Source organism: Ancylobacter lacus (genome assembly GCF_018390635.1).
GTDB classification, from domain to species: domain Bacteria; phylum Pseudomonadota; class Alphaproteobacteria; order Rhizobiales; family Xanthobacteraceae; genus Ancylobacter; species Ancylobacter lacus.
Genome location: NZ_JAHBGE010000073.1, coordinates 1 through 17,810, shown reverse-complemented (window position 1 = coordinate 17,810; position 17,810 = coordinate 1). Strand labels below are relative to the sequence as shown.

Sequence of the window (17,810 nt, the reverse complement as noted above, 5' to 3'; positions counted from 1 at the left end):
CGGGGCTCGGGGTGTTCGGGGTGATGGGCGGGCAATACCAGGCCGCCGGCCACGCCGCGCTGCTCTCCGGCCTGCTCGACCAGGGGCTCGACCTGCAGGCCGCCATCGACGCCCCCCGCGCCTTCGGCTTCAACGGCACCCTCGAGATCGAACCCACACACCCCGAACACGTCCTCGCCGACCTCCGGGGCCGCGGACATGTGCTCGAGTTGGCGGTGGAGCCCATCGGCGGCGCCCAGATGATCCTCGTCGACCACGCCCGCGGCTGCCTGATCGGTGGTTCCGATCCGCGCAAGGACGGCTGCGCGCTGGGCCTCTGATGCGGACGAGAGGCGCTGCCGGCGGCCGGCGTCGCCGCCCGCCGCGCCGTCAGGACCTAACGTGAGACGTCGCAGACGGTCTTCGGCGTCCGGCGCGGCGCCGGGCCGGAATAGTCCATCACCTGACGGACGAAGCAGGTGCGAAAGCCGGCAGGCCCGTCCGGCCGCACGGCGGCGCCTGCGACGGCCGCGGCATCGGCGGTCCGGACCAGTGCGGCCGTCATGACATGGGCAAACGGGGAAACGGCGCATGCGCCCGTGACGAGCAGGACGCCCACCACCGCCAGCGCGCTACGCTTTGACACGACACGCCTTGTCATGGGTACACCTCGATCACGCCGGCGGCCCGGCAATCTGCCAGGGGCGAGCGACACTGCCGCGTCACGCCGCAACGCGGCGTGAACCGCCCGTTCGGCTGGCATTCATGTTGGTAGCGGGAGGTGACGCGCGTAGTCGGTTTCGCACGGCGGCGCGATCATCTTGCCGTGAGAAGGGGGGCTCGCTATAAGCCGCCGCGACACGGCCCTCCCTCCATCCTGTCTATAAGGACGAACGTCATGGCGCTCGAGCGCACCTTCTCGATCCTGAAGCCCGACGCGACCCAGCGCAATCTCACCGGCGCGATCAACGCCTATATCGAGAAGGCCGGCCTGCGCATCGTCGCGCAGAAGCGCATCCTTCTCACCCGCGGCCAGGCCGAGACTTTCTACGCCGTCCACAAGGAGCGGCCCTTCTTCGGCGAGCTGGTCGAGTTCATGATCTCCGGCCCGATCGTCGTGCAGGTTCTCGAAGGCGAGAACGCCGTGGCGAAGTACCGCGAAGTCATGGGCGCCACCAACCCGGCCAATGCCGCCGAAGGCACCATCCGCAAGGATTTCGCCCTCTCGGTGGGCGAGAATTCCGCTCATGGCTCCGACAGCCAGGAGAATGCCGCGATCGAAATCGCCCAGTTCTTCTCCGGCAATGAGATCGTCGGCTGAGATTTCGCGTCTTCCGCTGCGAGTTCTGAACGAATGCCCCGTCCGGCTCTCCGGGCGGGGCATTTGCTTTGGTGCAGCAGCGTAAAGGGCGCGGTGCAAACTGTGCTGACGCTGCGAAAATTGCAGCAACAGGCGTGGCCACCGCATGGATTATTATGTATGGTCCCCGTCATGGGCGCTGCGGGGGTCCGGCCACGGAGAAGTGGCCCGCAGCGGGGAAAGCCGTTTTGGCGCGCCAAGAGCGCCCGGGAGTGGGCCCGCCGGAGCCACCTCCTCTTGCCTCACCGTATCACGGCGCGCCAACGCCGATTGAACCATAACGAGTCCCGCCGGTCAGCCGGGCGGGAGGTGAGGGAAAGACTTATGGACATCACGCAGCCCCTGTTCTGGCTCGCTCTCCTCAAGATCATCTGGATCAACGTCCTGCTCTCCGGGGACAATGCCGTCGTCATCGCCATGGCGTGCCGGTCGCTTCCCGACCAGCTCCGTCGCTGGGGCATGATTCTCGGTGCCGGCGTCGCGGTCGGCATGCGGGTGGTCTTCACCGCCGTCGTCGCCACGCTGCTGGGGCTGCCCTGGCTCAAGATCGTCGGCGCCGTCGCCCTGCTCTACATCGCGGTCGATCTCGTTCTGCCCGAGGCGGAAGGCGAGGAGGGCGGCGTCAAGGCGCATGACAGCCTCTGGCGCGCGGTGGGCACCATTGCGGTGGCCGACCTCGTGATGAGCCTCGACAATGTCGTCGCGATCGCGGCGGTGGCCGATGGCAACTGGGCGCTGATCATCATCGGCCTGCTGATCTCCATCCCGATGATCATCGCCGGCGCGGCGCTCATCATGTCGCTGCTGGCGCGCTTTCCCTTCCTGGTGTGGGCGGGTGCGGCGCTGCTGGGCTGGGTCGCGGGCGAGATGTTCGTCTCCGACGTCAAGATCCACGAATGGTTCGGCGAGGAACTCAGCCACACGCTCGAATACCCGCTGGCGGCGGCCGGCGCGGCGCTGGTGCTGCTGATCGGGTGGACCATCACCCGCATGCGCCACAGCGCCCAGCCTTCGGGCCACTGAGCGGCCGGTCTGAAACACCAGAGAGGACACTATGGATTTCGCTGATCCCATCTTCTGGGTGGCGCTCCTCCAGATCATCTGGATCGACCTGCTGCTCTCCGGCGACAACGCCGTCGTCATCGCGCTCGCCTGCCGCTCGCTGCCGGAGAAGCAGCGCAAATGGGGCATCCTGCTCGGCGCCGCCGCCGCGGTCGGCCTGCGCATCCTGTTCGCGCTCGTGGTTTCCTATCTGCTCGGCGTTCCCTTCCTGAAGGTGCTCGGCGGCGTGCTGCTGTTCTGGATCGCGATCAAGCTCGTCATCGACGAGGGGGGCGAGGAACATCACGTCGAGGGCGCCGACAGCCTGTGGAAGGCGGTGCGCACCATCGCCATCGCCGATGCGGTGATGAGCCTCGACAATGTCGTCGCGATCGCGGCGGCGGCGCGCGGCCATGCCGAGCTATTCATCTTCGGCCTGCTGCTCACCATCCCGCTGATCATCGCCGGCTCGCAGATCATTCTGAAGCTGCTGACCCGCTTCCCCGCCCTCATCTGGGCCGGCGGCGGGCTGCTGGGCTGGATCGCGGGCGAGATGATGCTCGGCGACAAGGTGGTGCTGGAATATCTCTCCACCGCCGCACCGGACATGGTGCAGCGGATCGACGACCCGGAAGACCCGGTCGGTCTCAAGGCCGCGCCGCTGCCGCATTATCTCGCGGCCTCGGTCGGCGCGGCCTTCGTGCTCAGCTTCGGCTGGATCTGGAAGAGCCGCCGGGCCGCCCGCGCGCTCGAAAGCGGCTCGCACGGCTGATGCGCGCCGCCGGCGGCGCTCCGGCGCCGCCCCAGCTATGGCCACCGGCGCCCCGCCCCCAAAGGCGGGGCGCTTCCGCTTGAGGGGGGCTGATCGCTTCCGGTGAAGATCGGCTTCACGGAAAGTGATCTATCCCATTGATCTGAAAGATTTTTTATAAAGCCTCTGCCCGCCGCGGCAAAAACGCTCTACCATATCGTTGGAGCGATCTTCATGAACCAGCACGTCCCGCCGGCGCGCACCGGCCATTCCGCCTGCCCGCATGACTGCCCGTCCACCTGCGCGCTCGACATCGAGATTTCGGGCAACCGCATCGGCCGCGTGCGCGGGTCCAGCGCCAACAGCTATACCGCCGGCGTGATCTGCGCCAAGGTGGCGCGCTACGCCGAGCGGGCGCACCACCCCGACCGCCTCACCCAGCCGCTGCGGCGCACCGGGCCGAAGGGATCCGGCCAGTTCGCGCCGATCTCCTGGGACGATGCGCTCGACCTGATCGCCGACCGCTTCACGGAAGCGGAACGCCGCTACGGCGCGGAATCGGTCTGGCCGTATTATTATGCCGGCACCATGGGGCTGGTGATGCGCGACGGCATCAACCGTCTGACCCATGCCAAGGGCTATTCCCGTTTCTTCTCGTCGATCTGCGTCAATCCCGCCTGGTCCGGCTTTCTCGCCGGCGCCGGCCGCCTTGCCGGGCCGGACCCGCGCGAAATGGCGAAGTCCGACCTCGTGGTGATCTGGGGCACCAACCCGGTCTCGACACAGGTCAACGTCATGACCCATGCCGTGCGCGCCCGGAAGGAGCGGGGGGCTCGCATCGCGGTTGTCGACGTCTACCGTTCCCCGACCATGGAGCAGGCGGATATCCCGATCCTGATCCGCCCCGGCACGGATGGCGCGCTGGCCTGCGCCATCATGCATGTGCTGTTTCGCGACGGGCTCGCCGACCGCGCCTATCTCGGCCGCTATGCCGACGATCCGGCGGGGCTGGAGGCCCATCTCGCCAGCCGGACGCCGGAATGGGCGGAGGCGATCACGGGGCTGCCGGCCGCCGAGATCGAGGCCTTCGCCCATGCCATCGGGCGCACGCCGCGCACCTTCATCCGCGCCGGCTACGGCTTCACCCGCTCCCGCAACGGGGCGGTGAACATGCATGCCGTCACCTGCATCGCGACCGTTGCGGGGTCGTGGCAGCACGAAGGCGGCGGCGCCTTCCACACCAACGGCGCCATCTTCGGCTGGCGCAAGTCGATGATCGAGGGCGGCGATCTGCTGGACCGGTCGGTCCGTCAGCTCGACCAGTCCCGCATCGGGGCGGTTCTCTCGGGCGATCCCGCAGCGCTGGCCGGTGGGCCGCCGGTGATGGCGATGCTGGTTCAGAACACCAATCCCGTCTCCGTGGCGCCGGAACAGGAGCTGGTGAAGCGGGGCTTCGCCCGGGAGGACCTGTTCGTCGCCGTGCACGAGCAGTTCATGACCGAGACGGCGAAGATGGCCGATCTCGTGCTGCCGGCGACGATGTTCGTGGAGCACGACGACATCTACCAGGGTGGCGGCAACCAGTATGTCATCTTCGGTCCCCGGCTGATCGACCCGCCCGGCGAATGCCGCTCGAACCACGATCTGGTCTGCGACCTCGCGTGGCGCCTCGGCGCGGACCATCCCGGCTTCGCGATGAGCGCACGCGAGCATGTGGACTGGCTGCTGCGCGAGAGCGGCCGCGGCACGCTGGAGGAGCTGGAGGCGAAACGCTTCATCGACGTCCAGCCCGATTTCGACACCGCCCATTACGTTAAGGGGTTCAACTGGCCGGACGGCCGCTTCCGCCTGAAGGCGGAGTGGCCGAAGGTGCCCTATGCCGCGCCCTCGAAAATGGGGCCGGTGGCGGACATGCCCTCGTTTCCCGACCACTGGGCAGTGACCGAGGAGGCGACGGAGGATTTTCCGTTCCGGCTGGTCACCTCGCCGGCGCGGTCCTTCCTCAATTCCACCTTCACGGAGACGCCGGGCTCGCTCGCCCGCGAAAAGCGGCCGGAACTGATGATCCACCCCGAGGACGCCGCTACCCTGGGCATTCTGGCGGGACAACGGGTGGAGGTCGCGAGCCCGCGCGGCGCGGTGGTGCTGCAGGCACGGCTGTTCGACGGGATGCGGCGCGGCGTGGTGGTGGCCGAATCGATCTGGCCGAACGCGGCGCATGAGGGCGGGCGCGGCATCAACACGCTGACCGGCGCCGACAGCATCGCACCGGTCGGCGGAGCCGCCTTTCACGACAACCATGTGCGGCTGCGCGCCCTCGGCTGAGGCGTGGTGGCAGAAATGCTCTCGAGATACGGGAACCGGGAGAGGGGAACTGCGTCATAGGTACCGCGCTCCCTTTCTGACCCGGACACCCCGCCATGGCTTTCAACGTCGCCTCGACGCTCTCCTACGAGGTTCACGCCCGCACCGTCTTTATCCTCAATGTCGAGGCGGCTGCGTTGCGCAACCAGAAGATTCTCACGGAACGGCTCGATCTCACCCCGGCTGTCGCGCTCGACCGTCATGTGCTGGACGGCGGCACCCGTCTGGTGCGGGCGGTCGTCGAGCCCGGCACCTTCGAGGTGAGCTACGCCGCGGCGGTGGAGCTGGCGATGCACGACGCCGACCCCGCCGCCGTAGCGGAGACGCCGGTGGCGGAACTGCCGCTGGAGGTGATGCCCTTCCTCAATCCCAGCCGCTATTGCCAGTCCGACCGGCTCGCCCGTTTCGCGCTGCGCGAGTTCGGGGACCTCGCCCCCGGACATTCACGCGTTACCACGGTGTGCAACTGGATCCACGACAATGTGGACTATCTCAGCGGCAGCAGCGACGCCGAAACCTCCGCCTACGACACGATGGTGCAGCGCGCCGGCGTGTGCCGCGACTTCGCCCATCTCGGCATCGCCTTCTGCCGGGCGCTCTCGATCCCGGCCCGCTTCGCGAGCTGCTATGCGTGGCAGCTCGATCCGCCGGATTTCCACGCCGTGTTCGAGTGTTATCTCGGCGATGCCTGGTATCTCTTCGATCCCACCCGCAAGGCGGCCCTGCAGGGACTGGTGCGGATCGGCGTCGGGCGGGACGCGGCGGATGCCGCTTTCGCCACCATCCACGGCGATGCGACCATGACCGGCATGCAGGTTTCGATCGAGGCGGCCGACGATTCCGAACAGGAGCAGCCCACGGTGCGGGCGGTCGGCATCGCGTGAGCGCTCAGGCGCCCGGCACCACCAGCGCCTGCGTGGCAACCTCGAACTCGTCCACCGCCACGCGCTCGCCGGCGATCCGGGCACGGCCTTCGCAGACCAGACGCAGCGCCGCCGGATAGATGACGTGTTCCTGGGTGAGCACCCGGGCCCCCAGCCGTTCCGGCGTGTCGCCCTCCAGCACGGGGACGGCAGCCTGCATGATGATGGGGCCGACATCCATCTCCGCCGTGACGAAATGCACGGTGCAGCCGTGGATCTTCACCCCGGCTTCCAGCGCCCGCTCATGGGTGTGGAGGCCCTTGAAGCTCGGCAGCAGGGCCGGGTGGATGTTGATCATCCGCCCGCTCCAGCTTTCCGTGAAACGCGGCGTCAGCAGACGCATGAAGCCGGCCAGACAGACAATGCCCACCCGCGCCTCACGCAGCGCCGCATCGAGCGCCGCGTCGAAGCTCTCCCGGTTGGGATAGGCCTTGTGGTCGATCCCCAGCGCCGGCACCCCGGCGGCCTGCGCACGGGCAAGGCCCTGCGCGTCCGGCCGGTTCGAGATAACGGTGACGATCTCGGCGGGGAAGCCGGGCGCCTTCGCGGCTTCCAGCAGGGACATCATGTTCGAGCCGCGGCCCGAGATGAGAATGGCGACCCGGGTCCGGCTCACGGGCGAACTCCGCATGTCACAGCGGCAGCTCGATGTTGAGCGCGCCGTCATAGACGACATGCGCGGCGCCTTCGCCGGGCTCGATGACGCCGAGGTGGATCACCTCCTCGCCGGCATCGGCGAAGGCCTCCATCACCTCTTCGGCGTCGGCGGCGTCGGTCACGACGACCATGCCGATGCCGCAGTTGAAGGCGCGCAGCATCTCGTCAGGGGCGACGTTGCCCACCTGCGCCAGCCAGCGGAAGACGCGCGGCACATGAAGATTGTCGAGGTCGATGCGCCCGACCGTGCCCTTCGGCAGGACGCGGGGCAGGTTCTCGGTCAGCCCGCCACCCGTGATATGGGCCAGCGCCTTCACCTTGCCGGTCTCGCGGATCACCGAGAGGGCGGATTTGACATAGAGCCGGGTAGGTGTGAGCAGCGCTTCGCCAAGGCTCTTGCGGTCGGCGAAGGGCGCCGGGTCGTTCCAGCCAAGCCCGGAAAGGCCGACGATGCGGCGCACCAGAGAGTAGCCGTTGGAATGCACGCCGGAGGAGGCGAGGCCGATCAGCACGTCCCCCGCGCCGATGCCGGGGCGGGGCAGCAGCGCGCCACGCTCGACCGCGCCGACGGAGAATCCGGCGAGGTCGTAGTCGCCCTCCGCATACATGCCCGGCATTTCGGCGGTCTCGCCGCCGATCAGCGCACAACCGGATTCCCGGCACCCCCGGGCGATGCCCGCGACGATCTTGGCGCCGACCTCCGGCGCCAGCTTGCCGGTGGCGAAATAGTCGAGGAAGAACAGCGGTTCGGCGCCCTGCACGACGAGGTCGTTGACGCACATGGCGACGAGGTCGATGCCGATCGTGTCGTGCTGGCCGGTCTCGATGGCGATCTTCAGCTTGGTGCCGACCCCGTCGGTGGTCGCGACGATGAGCGGGTCGCTGAAGCCGGCCGCCTTTGGATCGAACACACCGCCGAAGCCGCCGATCTCGGCATCCGCACCGGGGCGGCGCGTCGCCTTCACCAGCGGCTTGATGAGGTCGACGAGCCGGTTGCCGGCATCGATATCGACGCCCGCGTCGCGGTAGCTCAGACCCTTGTCCTGTTCGCCCATGTCTCGTCCCCGGCCATGAGCGTGCGGCTTAGCCGCTTACGCCGGGCGAGGCAATATCCGCGCGGCGTTCACGCCCGCCGGCGTCCGGCATGATCGACCGCGAGCGCGGCGAGCCCGGCCACCAGCCCCCAGAAGGCCGAGCCGACGCCCCCCATGGTGACGCCCGAGGCGGTGACCGCCAGCGTGATGATCGCGGGGAACCGGAAAGCCGTATCGCCCATCGCCGTGGCGAGCGCGTTCATCAGCGAGCCGGTCAGCGCGAGGCCGGCGAAGGTCGCGACCAGCGCCGCCGGCAGCGCGCCGATGAGGGCCACCATCGAGGCGCCGCCAATGGCGAGCAGGAGATAGCTCGCGGCATAGAACGGCCCGGTCATCCAGCGCTTCGCCGGGTCGGGATGGGTGTCCGGCCCGGTGCAGATCGAGGCGGTGATCGCCGCCAGATTGCTCGGCAGCGAGCCGATTGGCGCCGTGAGCAAGGATGCGAGGCCGGTGACGGCAAGGATCGGCGCCGCCGGCGGCTCGTAATTGGACACCCGCAGTACCGCGAAGCCCGGCAGGTTCTGCGACGCCATGGTCACGAGGTAGAGCGGCAGCCCGATGCCCAGCAGAATCTGGAGGTCGAAGCTTGGCGGGATGAGCGTCACGGCGGGGGCATGCAGCGCCGCCGCAAGCGGCTTTACCTCGCCCAGCGCGAAGGCATAGGCGATGCCCGCCACCAGCACCACCAGCACCGAGCCGAACGGGCTGAAGCGCCGCGCCAGCAGGAACAGCGCCACCAGCGGCAGGACGAGCAGCGGGTTCGCCTGCGCGGACGTGAATACCGAGGTGACGAAGTGGAACAGAACGCCCGCCAGCATCGCCGCGGCGATCGGCACCGGCAGGCGCTGCACGAGCGCCCCCAGCGGGCGGACAGCCGCCGTTACCACGATGAGCGCACCGGCGAACAGGAAGGCGCCGACCGCCGTGTTCGGCGTCAGCCCGGAGGAGGCGGCGATGAGCGCCGCTCCCGGCGTCGACCAGGCGGTGATGATGGGGAGCCGGTAGCGGGTGCTGAGCCACGCCGTGGTCACGGCCATCGACAGGCACAGCCCGATCACCGCGGAGGAGGTTTGCGCCTCGCTGGCTCCGACCGCCTGCGAGGCGGCGACGATGAGGGCCAGCGTGCCGCCGAAACCCACCAATGCGGCGACGACGGCGGAAATCACGATGGACGGGCGCATGCGAACCACGGCAGGTCAATGAAGGGTGTGCCGTTGTGCCATGGGCGGGGCGGTACGTCACGGCCCCTGCCGGCCGGCCGTCCTGCCATCGCCAGGGTGGCGGTCATGCCCGGCCGGCTGGCAAATCGCCGCTGCCGGCATTATCTCGCGGGGACTGCAACGTACCGGACGTCCTCGTGAACCTGCCCAACACCATAACCATCGGCCGCATCCTGCTGGTGCCGGTCGTGGTGTGGGCGATCGGCGCAGGGGAGATGGCACTGGCGTTCTGGCTGTTCCTGCTGGCCGGCCTCTCGGACGCGGTGGACGGCTTCATTGCCAAGCGCTTCGGCCTCGCCAGTGAACTCGGCGCCTATCTCGATCCGCTGGCGGACAAGGCGCTGCTCGTCTCCATCTATGTCACGCTCGCCCATGCCGGGGTTCTGCCCACATGGCTCGCCATCGCGGTGGTTGCGCGCGACATCCTGATCGTGGGCGCGGTGCTGCTGTCATGGCTGCTCGAACGGCCGGTGCCGATCCGCCCGCTCATCGTCTCGAAGCTCAACACCACAGCCCAGATCGGTTTCGCCGCCTTCCTGCTCGCCTCGCGCGGCTTCGACTTCGTGCCCGGTGGTGCGCAGGAGGTGGGTGTGCTCCTTGTGGGGGCGCTGACCGCGGGTTCGGCGCTGGCCTATCTGGTGGACTGGGCCCGCCACATGAAGCCCTCCGAGGCGGGAAAACCTGAAGATCGGGCAAAAGACGGCTGATGGCGTCGCGGGATCGGCCTTTGTCCTGTATGAAATCAGCCAGTCTCCGATACGGATCCGCATCCTGCCCGTGGATGGGGACGGGCGGGACAAGGCGGCAGCGGTGAACGGCACGATGATCTTGCATCCCCAGGTCCGTTTCTGGCTGACCGTGCTGGGCCTTTTCGTGCTGCTGGCATGGCTGCTGAGCAGCGTGCTGCTTCCCTTCGTCGCCGGCCTCGCCCTGGCCTATTTCCTCAACCCGGTGACCTCCCGGCTGGAGCACTGGGGGGTGAAGCGGCTGGTGGCCAGCCTCATCGTCATCGCCTGCGCCATCCTCGTGCTGCTGCTGCTGTTCCTGCTGGTCATCCCGATCTTCGGCAGCCAGCTCGCCGCCTTCCTCCAGGGGCTGCCGGAATACATCGTGAAGCTCCAGCGGCTGGCGGCGGGCGAGGGGGCGCAGTGGCTGCGCGGCATTGTCGGCAAGAACATGCCGAGCATCGAACAGGGGCTCTCGCAGCTGGTCTCGCAAGGCGCCAGCTACCTCCTCACGCTCGTTCAATCGATCTGGAGCGGCGGGCAGGCGCTGATCTCGCTGTTCTCGATCATCGTCATCACACCGGTCGTCGCCTTCTACATCCTGAACGACTGGAACAGCATGGTGGCCAAGGTGGATTCCTGGCTGCCGGTGAAGAACCGTGACACCATCCGCCAGATCGCGCGGCAGATGGACCGGGCCATTGCCGGCTTCGTTCGCGGGCAGGCGCTGGTCTGCTTCCTGCTGGGCGCCTATTACGCCATCAGCCTCACCATTGCCGGGCTCAACTTCGGGCTCGTCATCGGCATCGTGTCGGGCATCATCACCTTCATCCCCTATGTCGGCTCGCTCACTGGTTTCGTGCTGGCGGTGGGCATCGCCATCGTCCAGTTCTTCCCGGACTGGAGCATGGTCCTGGCCATCATCGCCATCTTCCTGGTCGGCCAGTTTCTCGAGGGCTACATCCTCTCGCCGAAGCTGGTGGGCGACAGCGTCGGGCTCCACCCGGTGTGGCTGATGCTCGCCCTGCTCGCCTTCGGCTATCTGCTCGGCTTTCTCGGCCTGCTGCTGGCCGTGCCGCTGGCGGCGGCTCTGGGCGTGCTCGTCCGCTTCGCGCTCGACCAGTACCTGCAAAGCCCCATGTATACCGGCGAGCCGATCGCGCCGGATGGCGAGATTACCTGAGCCATGACCGCCGCCCGGCAATTGCCGCTCGATCTGCCGCACCCGGAGAGCCGGGCGCGGGCCGACTTCCTGCCGGGCGCCGGTAATGAACGCGCCGTCGCGCTGATCGACAGCTTCCCGCACTGGCCGGCGCGGACCGTGGCCCTGGTGGGGCCCGAGGGGGCGGGCAAGAGTCACCTTGCCGCCATTCTCGCCGAGGAGACCGGGGCGGCCTCCATGCCGGCGGCGAAGCTTGATGCCGCCGCGGTGCCGGGCGCGCTGGCGGCGGGGTTGCTGGTGCTCGAAGATGTCGATGCCACGCTGCCGGACGAGGCCGCGCTGTTCCATCTTCTCAACCTCGTGGCGGAGAAGGATGCCTTCCTGCTGCTGACCGCCCGCGAGGCGCCCGCCGCGCTGGCCACCCGCCTTGCGACGCCGGACCTTGCCTCCCGGCTGCGTGCCGTTCCGGTGGTGGCGGTGGAGCCGCCGGACGATGCCCTGCTGGGCGCGGTGATGCTCAAGCTCTTCGCAGACCGCCAGATCGTCCCGGACGAGGGGCTGGTCTCCTATCTGCTGGCGCGGGTGGAGCGATCCGTGGTCGCGGTACGCGACATCGTCGCCGCTCTCGACCGCGAGGCGCTGGCGCTGAAGCGGCCGCTGACCCGGGCGCTGGCCTCCCGGCTCCTGCGTCGCGAGGCCGACCCGGACGAAGCCGGCGAAGCCGACGCGTGAGGGCGTCCCCCAACGGCAGGTTTATTATACCGCATTTCCTGTTTCAGGATGGCGGTACGTCAAACTCCCCGGTGCGCCATGCGGGCGCTTTGGGACGATGATGTTACGCTTTCCGACATCGGCGGTGCCCATCCTCACCGCAGTCAGCCTTGCCGTGCTTTCGGCGCTGGCCGGACCCGCCGCTGCTGCCGGCTTCGACGGCGCCTCTGCCGGAACGGGCGCGACCGACGGCGGCACCAAGCCCTTCTGCAAGGGTACCTTCAAGGTGAAAGCCACGGTGAAGGGTGAGGCCAACGCCGTCACGGTGCCGGTGGCCGATGGCGGCTCCGTCACGCTGTCCGGCAAGGTGGCTGCTAACGGGGCCTTTTCGCCTACCGATGGCCGCTTCACCCATTCTGGCACCATCTCGGGCAAGGCCCTGATCGGCAAGTGGCGGGGCCCTTCCTGCTACGGCACGCTTTCGCTGAGCCGCTGACCCCTGCTGACGATCTCCCTGCGCCGCTCGTGAGGTGGCGCAGGGCTGCTTCTCCGCCGCCGGTGTCGGTCGGGGAGCGTCTCGACAATCCCGCGCATTCCGTTGTCCCGCTGCGGGCCATCTAGGCGGAACCCCTTCAGCCGTGCGACATCTGTCCGTCATTGAGCCGTCATGAAGCGCGGCGAAGGTCCGCCCGGTCAGATGGCAGGTATTTGGGGAGACGCAACGGTGAGCCAGACGGAAGAGCAGACCGCCGTGGAGATCGAGGTGCGGGAAGTCCCGGCAGGGGCGGCGGACGATCTCCGGAATGCACCCTCGCGCTTCATCAACCGCGAGCTCTCCTGGCTGCAGTTCAACCGCCGTGTCCTCGAGGAAGCGTCGAATCGCGATCATCCGCTGCTGGAGCGGCTGCGCTTCCTGTCGATCTCGGCGAACAATCTGGACGAGTTCTTCATGGTCCGCGTCGCCGGCCTGAAGGAGCAGGTGCGCGAGGGCTTCTCGTCGAAGAGCCCGGATGGCCTGACCGCGGCCGAGCAGCTTCCGCTGATCGGGGCGGAGGTTGCGGCGCTGGCCTCCGACCAGCAGGCCCGGTGGCGCGAGCTGCGCCTCGCCATCGCCGATGTCGGCATCGTGCTGGTCGATGGTGCCGATGTCACCAAGGCGGACCGCCATGTGCTGGACGAGTACTTCCTCAGCCACGTCTTCCCGGTGTTGACGCCGCTCGCCATCGACCCGGCCCATCCCTTCCCCTTCATTCCCAATCTCGGCTTCTCGCTCGCGCTCCAGCTCTCCCGCATTGCCGACGGGCGGGCGATGAACGCGCTGATCCGCGTGCCGGCCAAGATCGACCGCTTCATCCGCCTGCCCGACGATTCGTCGGGTGCGGCCCGCTTCATCACGCTGGAGCAGATGATCGGCCTGTTCATCGGCCGGCTGTTCCCGGGCTACCAGGTCAAGGGTCTGGGCGGGTTCCGCGTCATCCGCGACAGCGACCTCGAAGTCGAGGAAGAGGCCGAGGATCTGGTCCGGCAGTTCGAGAGCGCGCTGAAGCGCCGGCGCCGCGGCTCGGTCATCCGCATGGAAGTCGAGTCGGCCATGCCGGAAGAGCTGCGGGCCTTCGTTGCCCGCGAGCTCGGCGTCGTCGAGGACGAGATTTTTCTTGTGGACGGCGTGCTGGCTCTGAACGAGTTCAGCCAGCTCGTCTCGCTGGAACGGCCCGACCTCAAGTTCAAGCCCTACAATGCGCGTTTCCCCGAGCGCATTCGCGACCATGCCGGCGACTGCTTTGCCGCGATCCGCGAAAAAGACCTCGTCGTCCATCACCCGTATGAATCGTTCGACGCGGTGGTGCAGTTCCTGCGGCAGGCCGCGCGCGACCCCAATGTGGTCGCCATCAAGCAGACCCTATACCGCACCTCCTCCGACAGCCCGATCGTCAAGGCGCTGGCCGAGGCGGCCGAAGCCGGCAAGTCGGTGACCGCCCTGGTCGAGCTGAAGGCGCGCTTCGACGAGGAAGCCAATATCCGGTGGGCGCGTGACCTGGAGCGTGCCGGCGTGCAGGTGGTGTTCGGCTTCCTCGAGCTGAAGACCCATGCCAAGCTCTCGCTGGTGGTGCGCCGGGAGGGCGGCACGCTGGCGAGCTACTGCCATGTCGGCACCGGCAACTACCACCCCATCACCGCGCGCATCTACACCGACCTGTCCTTCTTCACCGCCGACCCGGTGATCGGGCGCGACGTGGCGCGCATCTTCAACTTCATCACCGGCTATGCCGAGCCGGCGGAGCTTGAGGCGATGTCGGTGTCGCCGCTGACCCTCAAGCAGCGCATCCTCGACCACATCGATGCCGAGATCGCGTTCGCCAAGGCCGGGCGGCCGGCGGCGATCTGGCTGAAGATGAACTCGCTGGTCGATCCCATGATTATCGACGCGCTGTACCGCGCCAGCAGCGCGGGCGTGCAGACCGAGATCATCGTGCGCGGCATCTGCTGCCTGCGGCCGGGAGTGCCCGGCCTGTCCGACAACATCCGCGCCAAGTCGATCGTCGGCCGCTTCCTCGAGCATGGCCGGGTCTATTGCTTCGGCAATGGTCACGGCCTGCCGGACTCCCGCGCCGCGGTCTACATCTCGTCGGCCGATCTGATGCAGCGCAACCTCGACCGCCGGGTCGAGGCTCTGTGCCCGATCACCAACCCTACGGTACACATGCAGATCCTCGACCAGATCATGGTCGCCAATCTGGAGGACAACCAGCAGAGCTGGCGGCTGTTGCCTGATGGCACCTCTGAACGCATAGTGCCGGGCCCGGGCGAAGACAGCTTCAACGCCCAGCAGTATTTCATGACCAATCCGAGCCTGTCGGGACGTGGCAAGTCGCTCAAGGAATCGTCGCCTCGAAACCTCACCCGTCGCCGCGGCCGCGCGTGACGGCATGATGCAGGTCATGCAGGATGCGCCCGGGCGCCTCGTCGATGGGGCCCCGATCGCAGTCATCGACATTGGTTCGAATTCGGTTCGCCTCGTCGTCTACGAAAAACTGTCGCGCAGCCCGACACCGATCTTCAACGAGAAGGCGTCCTGCGGCCTTGGCCGCGACGTCGCCACCACCGGGCGGCTGAATGCCGAGGCGGTGGAGAAGGCGCTGGTGCTGCTGCGCCGGTTCCGCGCCTTGTGTGACCGGATGGCGGTGGGCAAGCTTTATGTGCTCGCCACCGCGGCCGCCCGGGACGCGGCCAATGGCCCCGAATTCGTGGCCCGCTGCGCCGACATCTGCCGCACCGACGTGCAGCTCCTGTCCGGCAAGCGCGAGGCCCAGCTTTCCGCGCTCGGCATCCTGTCGGGCGTGCACCGCGCCAATGGCGTGGTTGGCGACCTTGGCGGCGGCTCGCTCGAACTGGCCGATCTGCACGGGCACCGGATCGGCTCCGGCGTGACCTTTCCACTTGGCGGGCTCGCGCTGCAGGATGCCTCCGGGCGCTCGCTGAAGAAGGCGGATAAGATCGTCAAGGACGCGCTGGCCAAGGACCCGCATCTCGAGCACCTGAAGGGGCGTACCTTCTACGCCGTGGGCGGCACGTGGCGGGCGCTTGCCCGGCTTCATATGTTCCAGCGGGGCTACCCGCTGCACGTGATGCATGGCTACGTCATCCCGGCCAAGGAGGCGCTGGAGTTCTGCCGCCTCATCCGTCGCGTGCCGGTGGATACGCTGTCGAAGATCGAAACCGTCGCCGACGTGCGCCGGCCGCTGCTGCCTTATGGCGCGCTGGTGCTGGAGCACATCGTCCGCATCGGCAAGCCGGGCAACATCTTCATCTCCGCGCAGGGGGTGCGCGAGGGGCTGCTCTATGAGGAGCTGCCGGAGGCCGACCAGAAGGTCGATCCCCTCATCGTGGCGGCCGCCGAGCTGAACTGGCTGCGCTCGCGCTCGCCGCGTCACGGCATGGAGCTGATCGACTGGACCGACGCCTTCATGGCCTCGAGCGGGATTGATGAGACCGCCGAGGAAAAGCGCCTGCGCCATGCGGCGTGCCTGCTGTCGGATATCGGCTGGCGCGCACACCCCGACTACCGCGGCGAGCAGAGCCTCAACATCATCGCCCACGCCGCCTTCATCGGCGTTGATCACCCGGGCCGTGCATTCCTGGCGCTCTCGATCTTCTACCGCCATGTCGGGCTGATCGACGACGACCTGTCGCCGCGCATTCGCGAACTGGTCTCAACCCGCCTGCTCGATCACGCCCGGATCATCGGTGCGGCACTGCGGGTCGCCTATCTCGTCTCGGCCTCGATGCCCGACACCCTGCCTGGCGCGCCGCTCACGGTGACACGCGGCAAGCTGGTGCTGAACCTGTCCGGTTCCCTCGCCGAGCTGGCCGGCGACCGCATCACGTCGCGCCTGAAGTCGCTTGGCCGGTTGATCGGCCGCGAAGCGGTGGTGATCACCGGCTGAAGGGTATCGCCGACGACGCTTCGGCTCGTCGGCATCGGCCCTCTGACGTTCAGCCCGCAGCTCCCGCCGCGTCGCCCGAGCCGGGCGGCGTCAGCGCGATCACGCGGCCCTTTTGCATGGCGAGAGCCAGCCGGCCCGCCTTGAGCGCAAGCGCGCGCTCACCGAACAGCTCCCGCCGCCAGCCCTTCATCGCCGGCACATTGGCTTCGTCTTCGCTGGCGATGCGCTCGAGGTCATCCACCGTGGCCAGAATCTTGGCGGCGACGCCGTGCTGTTCCGACGTCATCCGCAGCAGCACCTTCAACAGCTCGACCGTGGCCGAGGCGCCGTTGGACAGCGGGCGGTCGCGCTCCATGCGCGGCAGGGTCTTCGGGTCGCGGGCGAGGCCGGCATTCACCGCCTCGATGATCTGCTCGCCAGCCCGCGAACGCTCGAATCCTTTCGGGATCGTCCGCAAATGGGCCAGCTTCTCGGCGGTGTTCGGCTGCTGCGAGGCGATCTCGCCGATGGCATCGTCCTTCAGGATGCGGGAGCGGGGCATGTCGCGGCCCTGCGCCTCCCGCTCGCGCCATGCCGCCACCTCCATGAGCACCGCCAGTTCCCGCGGTTTGCGGACGCGGGAGCGCAGCCGCTCCCAGGCGTTTTCCGGTTCCTGGCGATAGGTGTCCGGCGAGGTGAGCACCGCCATCTCCTCGTGCACCCATTCGCGGCGGTTTCGCTTGGCGAGGTCGGCGTCGAGCTTGAGATAGACGTCCCGCAGATGGGTGACATCGGCCTCGGCATAGGTGATCTGTGCGGCGGAAAGCGGCCGGCGGGACCAGTCCGTGAAGCGCAGCGACTTGTCGAGCACATGGCCGGTGAGCCGCTGCACGAGCTGGTCGTAGGAGATGGAGTCGCCGTGACCCAGCACCATCGCCGCCACCTGCGTGTCGAACACCGGATTGGGGATGACGCCGGCGAGATGCCAGACGATCTCGATGTCCTGCCGGCCGGCGTGGAACACCTTCAGCACCTTCTCGTCCACCATCAGGTCGAAGAAAGGCTTGAGGTCCAGCCCCTCGGCGAGGGCGTCGATGACCACCGCCTCCTCCGGACTGGCGAGCTGAACCACGCAGAGCTTCGGCCAGAAGGTGGTCTCGCGGAGGAATTCCGTGTCGACGGTGACGAAGGAGTGACGCGCCATCCGCTCGCAGGCGGCTTCGAGGGCGTCGGTCGTCGTGATCATATCCATGCGAAAGATTACTACCGAAATCGAACGTCGCAGACGACGGGGAAAAGCAAGACGAATGCCGCTGCCATAAAGATTGGGTAGATATACCCCGACTGCGGATTCCGACGTAACCGGCCACCTATTCCAATCATTATCCGGCCACCGTTC

17 protein-coding genes are annotated in these 17,810 nt (G+C 67.8%); 12 read left to right on the top strand and 5 right to left on the bottom strand.

Annotated features, from left to right (window positions below; all coding sequences use genetic code 11):
- Positions 1–320 (top strand): gamma-glutamyltransferase (locus KHC27_RS18350; RefSeq protein ID WP_213340894.1); only part of this gene is annotated, 320 nt, incomplete at its 5' end.
- A gap of 56 nt (positions 321–376) precedes the next feature.
- On the opposite strand, the gene KHC27_RS18345 is transcribed toward KHC27_RS18350, so the two are convergent.
- A complete protein-coding gene (locus tag KHC27_RS18345; protein ID WP_213340892.1) occupies positions 377–640 on the bottom strand; it encodes a hypothetical protein in 264 nt (87 codons plus the stop codon).
- 237 nt (positions 641–877) lie between these two features.
- Between KHC27_RS18345 and ndk the strand changes: the two genes are divergently transcribed.
- The 5 genes from ndk to KHC27_RS18320 all read left to right on the top strand — a co-directional run bounded on the left by ndk (position 878) and on the right by KHC27_RS18320 (position 6,379).
- Positions 878–1,300 carry a nucleoside-diphosphate kinase gene (gene ndk, locus KHC27_RS18340; RefSeq protein WP_213340890.1) on the top strand — a complete coding sequence of 141 codons (423 nt, stop codon included), beginning with the start codon at positions 878–880 and terminating at the stop codon, positions 1,298–1,300.
- 363 nt (positions 1,301–1,663) lie between these two features.
- Positions 1,664–2,362, top strand: coding sequence for a TerC family protein (locus KHC27_RS18335; protein WP_213340888.1), 699 nt, complete (start codon positions 1,664–1,666; stop codon positions 2,360–2,362).
- A gap of 31 nt (positions 2,363–2,393) precedes the next feature.
- Positions 2,394–3,152, top strand: coding sequence for a TerC family protein (locus tag KHC27_RS18330; RefSeq protein ID WP_213340886.1), 759 nt, complete (start codon positions 2,394–2,396; stop codon positions 3,150–3,152).
- Positions 3,153–3,365: 213 nt separating this feature from the next.
- Positions 3,366–5,456 carry a molybdopterin-containing oxidoreductase family protein gene (locus tag KHC27_RS18325; RefSeq protein WP_213340884.1) on the top strand — a complete coding sequence of 697 codons (2,091 nt, stop codon included), beginning with the start codon at positions 3,366–3,368 and terminating at the stop codon, positions 5,454–5,456.
- A gap of 95 nt (positions 5,457–5,551) precedes the next feature.
- Positions 5,552–6,379 (top strand): transglutaminase-like domain-containing protein, encoded by an 828-nt coding sequence (locus KHC27_RS18320; protein ID WP_213340882.1) that lies wholly within the window; start codon positions 5,552–5,554, stop codon positions 6,377–6,379.
- A 4-nt stretch (positions 6,380–6,383) separates the two neighbouring features.
- Here the strand turns inward: KHC27_RS18320 and purN are convergent, their stop codons facing one another.
- The 3 genes from purN to KHC27_RS18305 all read right to left on the bottom strand — a co-directional run bounded on the left by purN (position 6,384) and on the right by KHC27_RS18305 (position 9,350).
- Positions 6,384–7,049 (bottom strand): phosphoribosylglycinamide formyltransferase, encoded by a 666-nt coding sequence (gene purN, locus KHC27_RS18315; protein ID WP_213340880.1) that lies wholly within the window; start codon positions 7,047–7,049, stop codon positions 6,384–6,386.
- A gap of 1 nt (position 7,050) precedes the next feature.
- A complete protein-coding gene (gene purM, locus KHC27_RS18310) occupies positions 7,051–8,130 on the bottom strand; it encodes a phosphoribosylformylglycinamidine cyclo-ligase (RefSeq protein WP_213340878.1) in 1,080 nt (359 codons plus the stop codon).
- A gap of 68 nt (positions 8,131–8,198) precedes the next feature.
- Positions 8,199–9,350 carry a benzoate/H(+) symporter BenE family transporter gene (locus KHC27_RS18305; protein WP_213340876.1) on the bottom strand — a complete coding sequence of 384 codons (1,152 nt, stop codon included), beginning with the start codon at positions 9,348–9,350 and terminating at the stop codon, positions 8,199–8,201.
- Positions 9,351–9,526: 176 nt separating this feature from the next.
- On the opposite strand from KHC27_RS18305, the gene KHC27_RS18300 reads away from it, so the two are divergent.
- The 6 genes from KHC27_RS18300 to KHC27_RS18275 all read left to right on the top strand — a co-directional run bounded on the left by KHC27_RS18300 (position 9,527) and on the right by KHC27_RS18275 (position 16,432).
- A complete protein-coding gene (locus KHC27_RS18300; protein WP_343210939.1) occupies positions 9,527–10,096 on the top strand; it encodes a CDP-alcohol phosphatidyltransferase family protein in 570 nt (189 codons plus the stop codon).
- A 115-nt stretch (positions 10,097–10,211) separates the two neighbouring features.
- Positions 10,212–11,297, top strand: coding sequence for an AI-2E family transporter (locus tag KHC27_RS18295; RefSeq protein WP_213340872.1), 1,086 nt, complete (start codon positions 10,212–10,214; stop codon positions 11,295–11,297).
- 3 nt (positions 11,298–11,300) lie between these two features.
- A complete protein-coding gene (locus tag KHC27_RS18290; protein ID WP_213340870.1) occupies positions 11,301–12,008 on the top strand; it encodes a P-loop NTPase family protein in 708 nt (235 codons plus the stop codon).
- 124 nt (positions 12,009–12,132) lie between these two features.
- Positions 12,133–12,483 (top strand): hypothetical protein, encoded by a 351-nt coding sequence (locus tag KHC27_RS18285; protein ID WP_213340868.1) that lies wholly within the window; start codon positions 12,133–12,135, stop codon positions 12,481–12,483.
- 201 nt (positions 12,484–12,684) lie between these two features.
- Positions 12,685–14,910, top strand: coding sequence for an RNA degradosome polyphosphate kinase (locus KHC27_RS18280; RefSeq protein WP_213340866.1), 2,226 nt, complete (start codon positions 12,685–12,687; stop codon positions 14,908–14,910).
- A 16-nt stretch (positions 14,911–14,926) separates the two neighbouring features.
- Positions 14,927–16,432, top strand: coding sequence for a Ppx/GppA family phosphatase (locus KHC27_RS18275; protein WP_246520059.1), 1,506 nt, complete (start codon positions 14,927–14,929; stop codon positions 16,430–16,432).
- 49 nt (positions 16,433–16,481) lie between these two features.
- Here the strand turns inward: KHC27_RS18275 and rnd are convergent, their stop codons facing one another.
- Positions 16,482–17,663, bottom strand: a complete 1,182-nt coding sequence (gene rnd / locus KHC27_RS18270; RefSeq protein ID WP_213340862.1) for a ribonuclease D — start codon at positions 17,661–17,663, stop codon at positions 16,482–16,484.
- Between the last annotated feature and the right edge of the window lie 147 nt (positions 17,664–17,810).

Coding starts and splice junctions, on each gene's coding strand:
- KHC27_RS18345 (WP_213340892.1), bottom strand. CDS start 640: ATGACAAGGCGTGTCGTGTCAAAGCGTAGCGCGCTGGCGGTGGTGGGC.
- ndk (WP_213340890.1), top strand. CDS start 878: ATGGCGCTCGAGCGCACCTTCTCGATCCTGAAGCCCGACGCGACCCAG.
- KHC27_RS18335 (WP_213340888.1), top strand. CDS start 1,664: ATGGACATCACGCAGCCCCTGTTCTGGCTCGCTCTCCTCAAGATCATC.
- KHC27_RS18330 (WP_213340886.1), top strand. CDS start 2,394: ATGGATTTCGCTGATCCCATCTTCTGGGTGGCGCTCCTCCAGATCATC.
- KHC27_RS18325 (WP_213340884.1), top strand. CDS start 3,366: ATGAACCAGCACGTCCCGCCGGCGCGCACCGGCCATTCCGCCTGCCCG.
- KHC27_RS18320 (WP_213340882.1), top strand. CDS start 5,552: ATGGCTTTCAACGTCGCCTCGACGCTCTCCTACGAGGTTCACGCCCGC.
- purN (WP_213340880.1), bottom strand. CDS start 7,049: ATGCGGAGTTCGCCCGTGAGCCGGACCCGGGTCGCCATTCTCATCTCG.
- purM (WP_213340878.1), bottom strand. CDS start 8,130: ATGGGCGAACAGGACAAGGGTCTGAGCTACCGCGACGCGGGCGTCGAT.
- KHC27_RS18305 (WP_213340876.1), bottom strand. CDS start 9,350: ATGCGCCCGTCCATCGTGATTTCCGCCGTCGTCGCCGCATTGGTGGGT.
- KHC27_RS18295 (WP_213340872.1), top strand. CDS start 10,212: ATGATCTTGCATCCCCAGGTCCGTTTCTGGCTGACCGTGCTGGGCCTT.
- KHC27_RS18290 (WP_213340870.1), top strand. CDS start 11,301: ATGACCGCCGCCCGGCAATTGCCGCTCGATCTGCCGCACCCGGAGAGC.
- KHC27_RS18280 (WP_213340866.1), top strand. CDS start 12,685: ATGGCAGGTATTTGGGGAGACGCAACGGTGAGCCAGACGGAAGAGCAG.
- KHC27_RS18275 (WP_246520059.1), top strand. CDS start 14,927: ATGCAGGATGCGCCCGGGCGCCTCGTCGATGGGGCCCCGATCGCAGTC.
- rnd (WP_213340862.1), bottom strand. CDS start 17,663: ATGGATATGATCACGACGACCGACGCCCTCGAAGCCGCCTGCGAGCGG.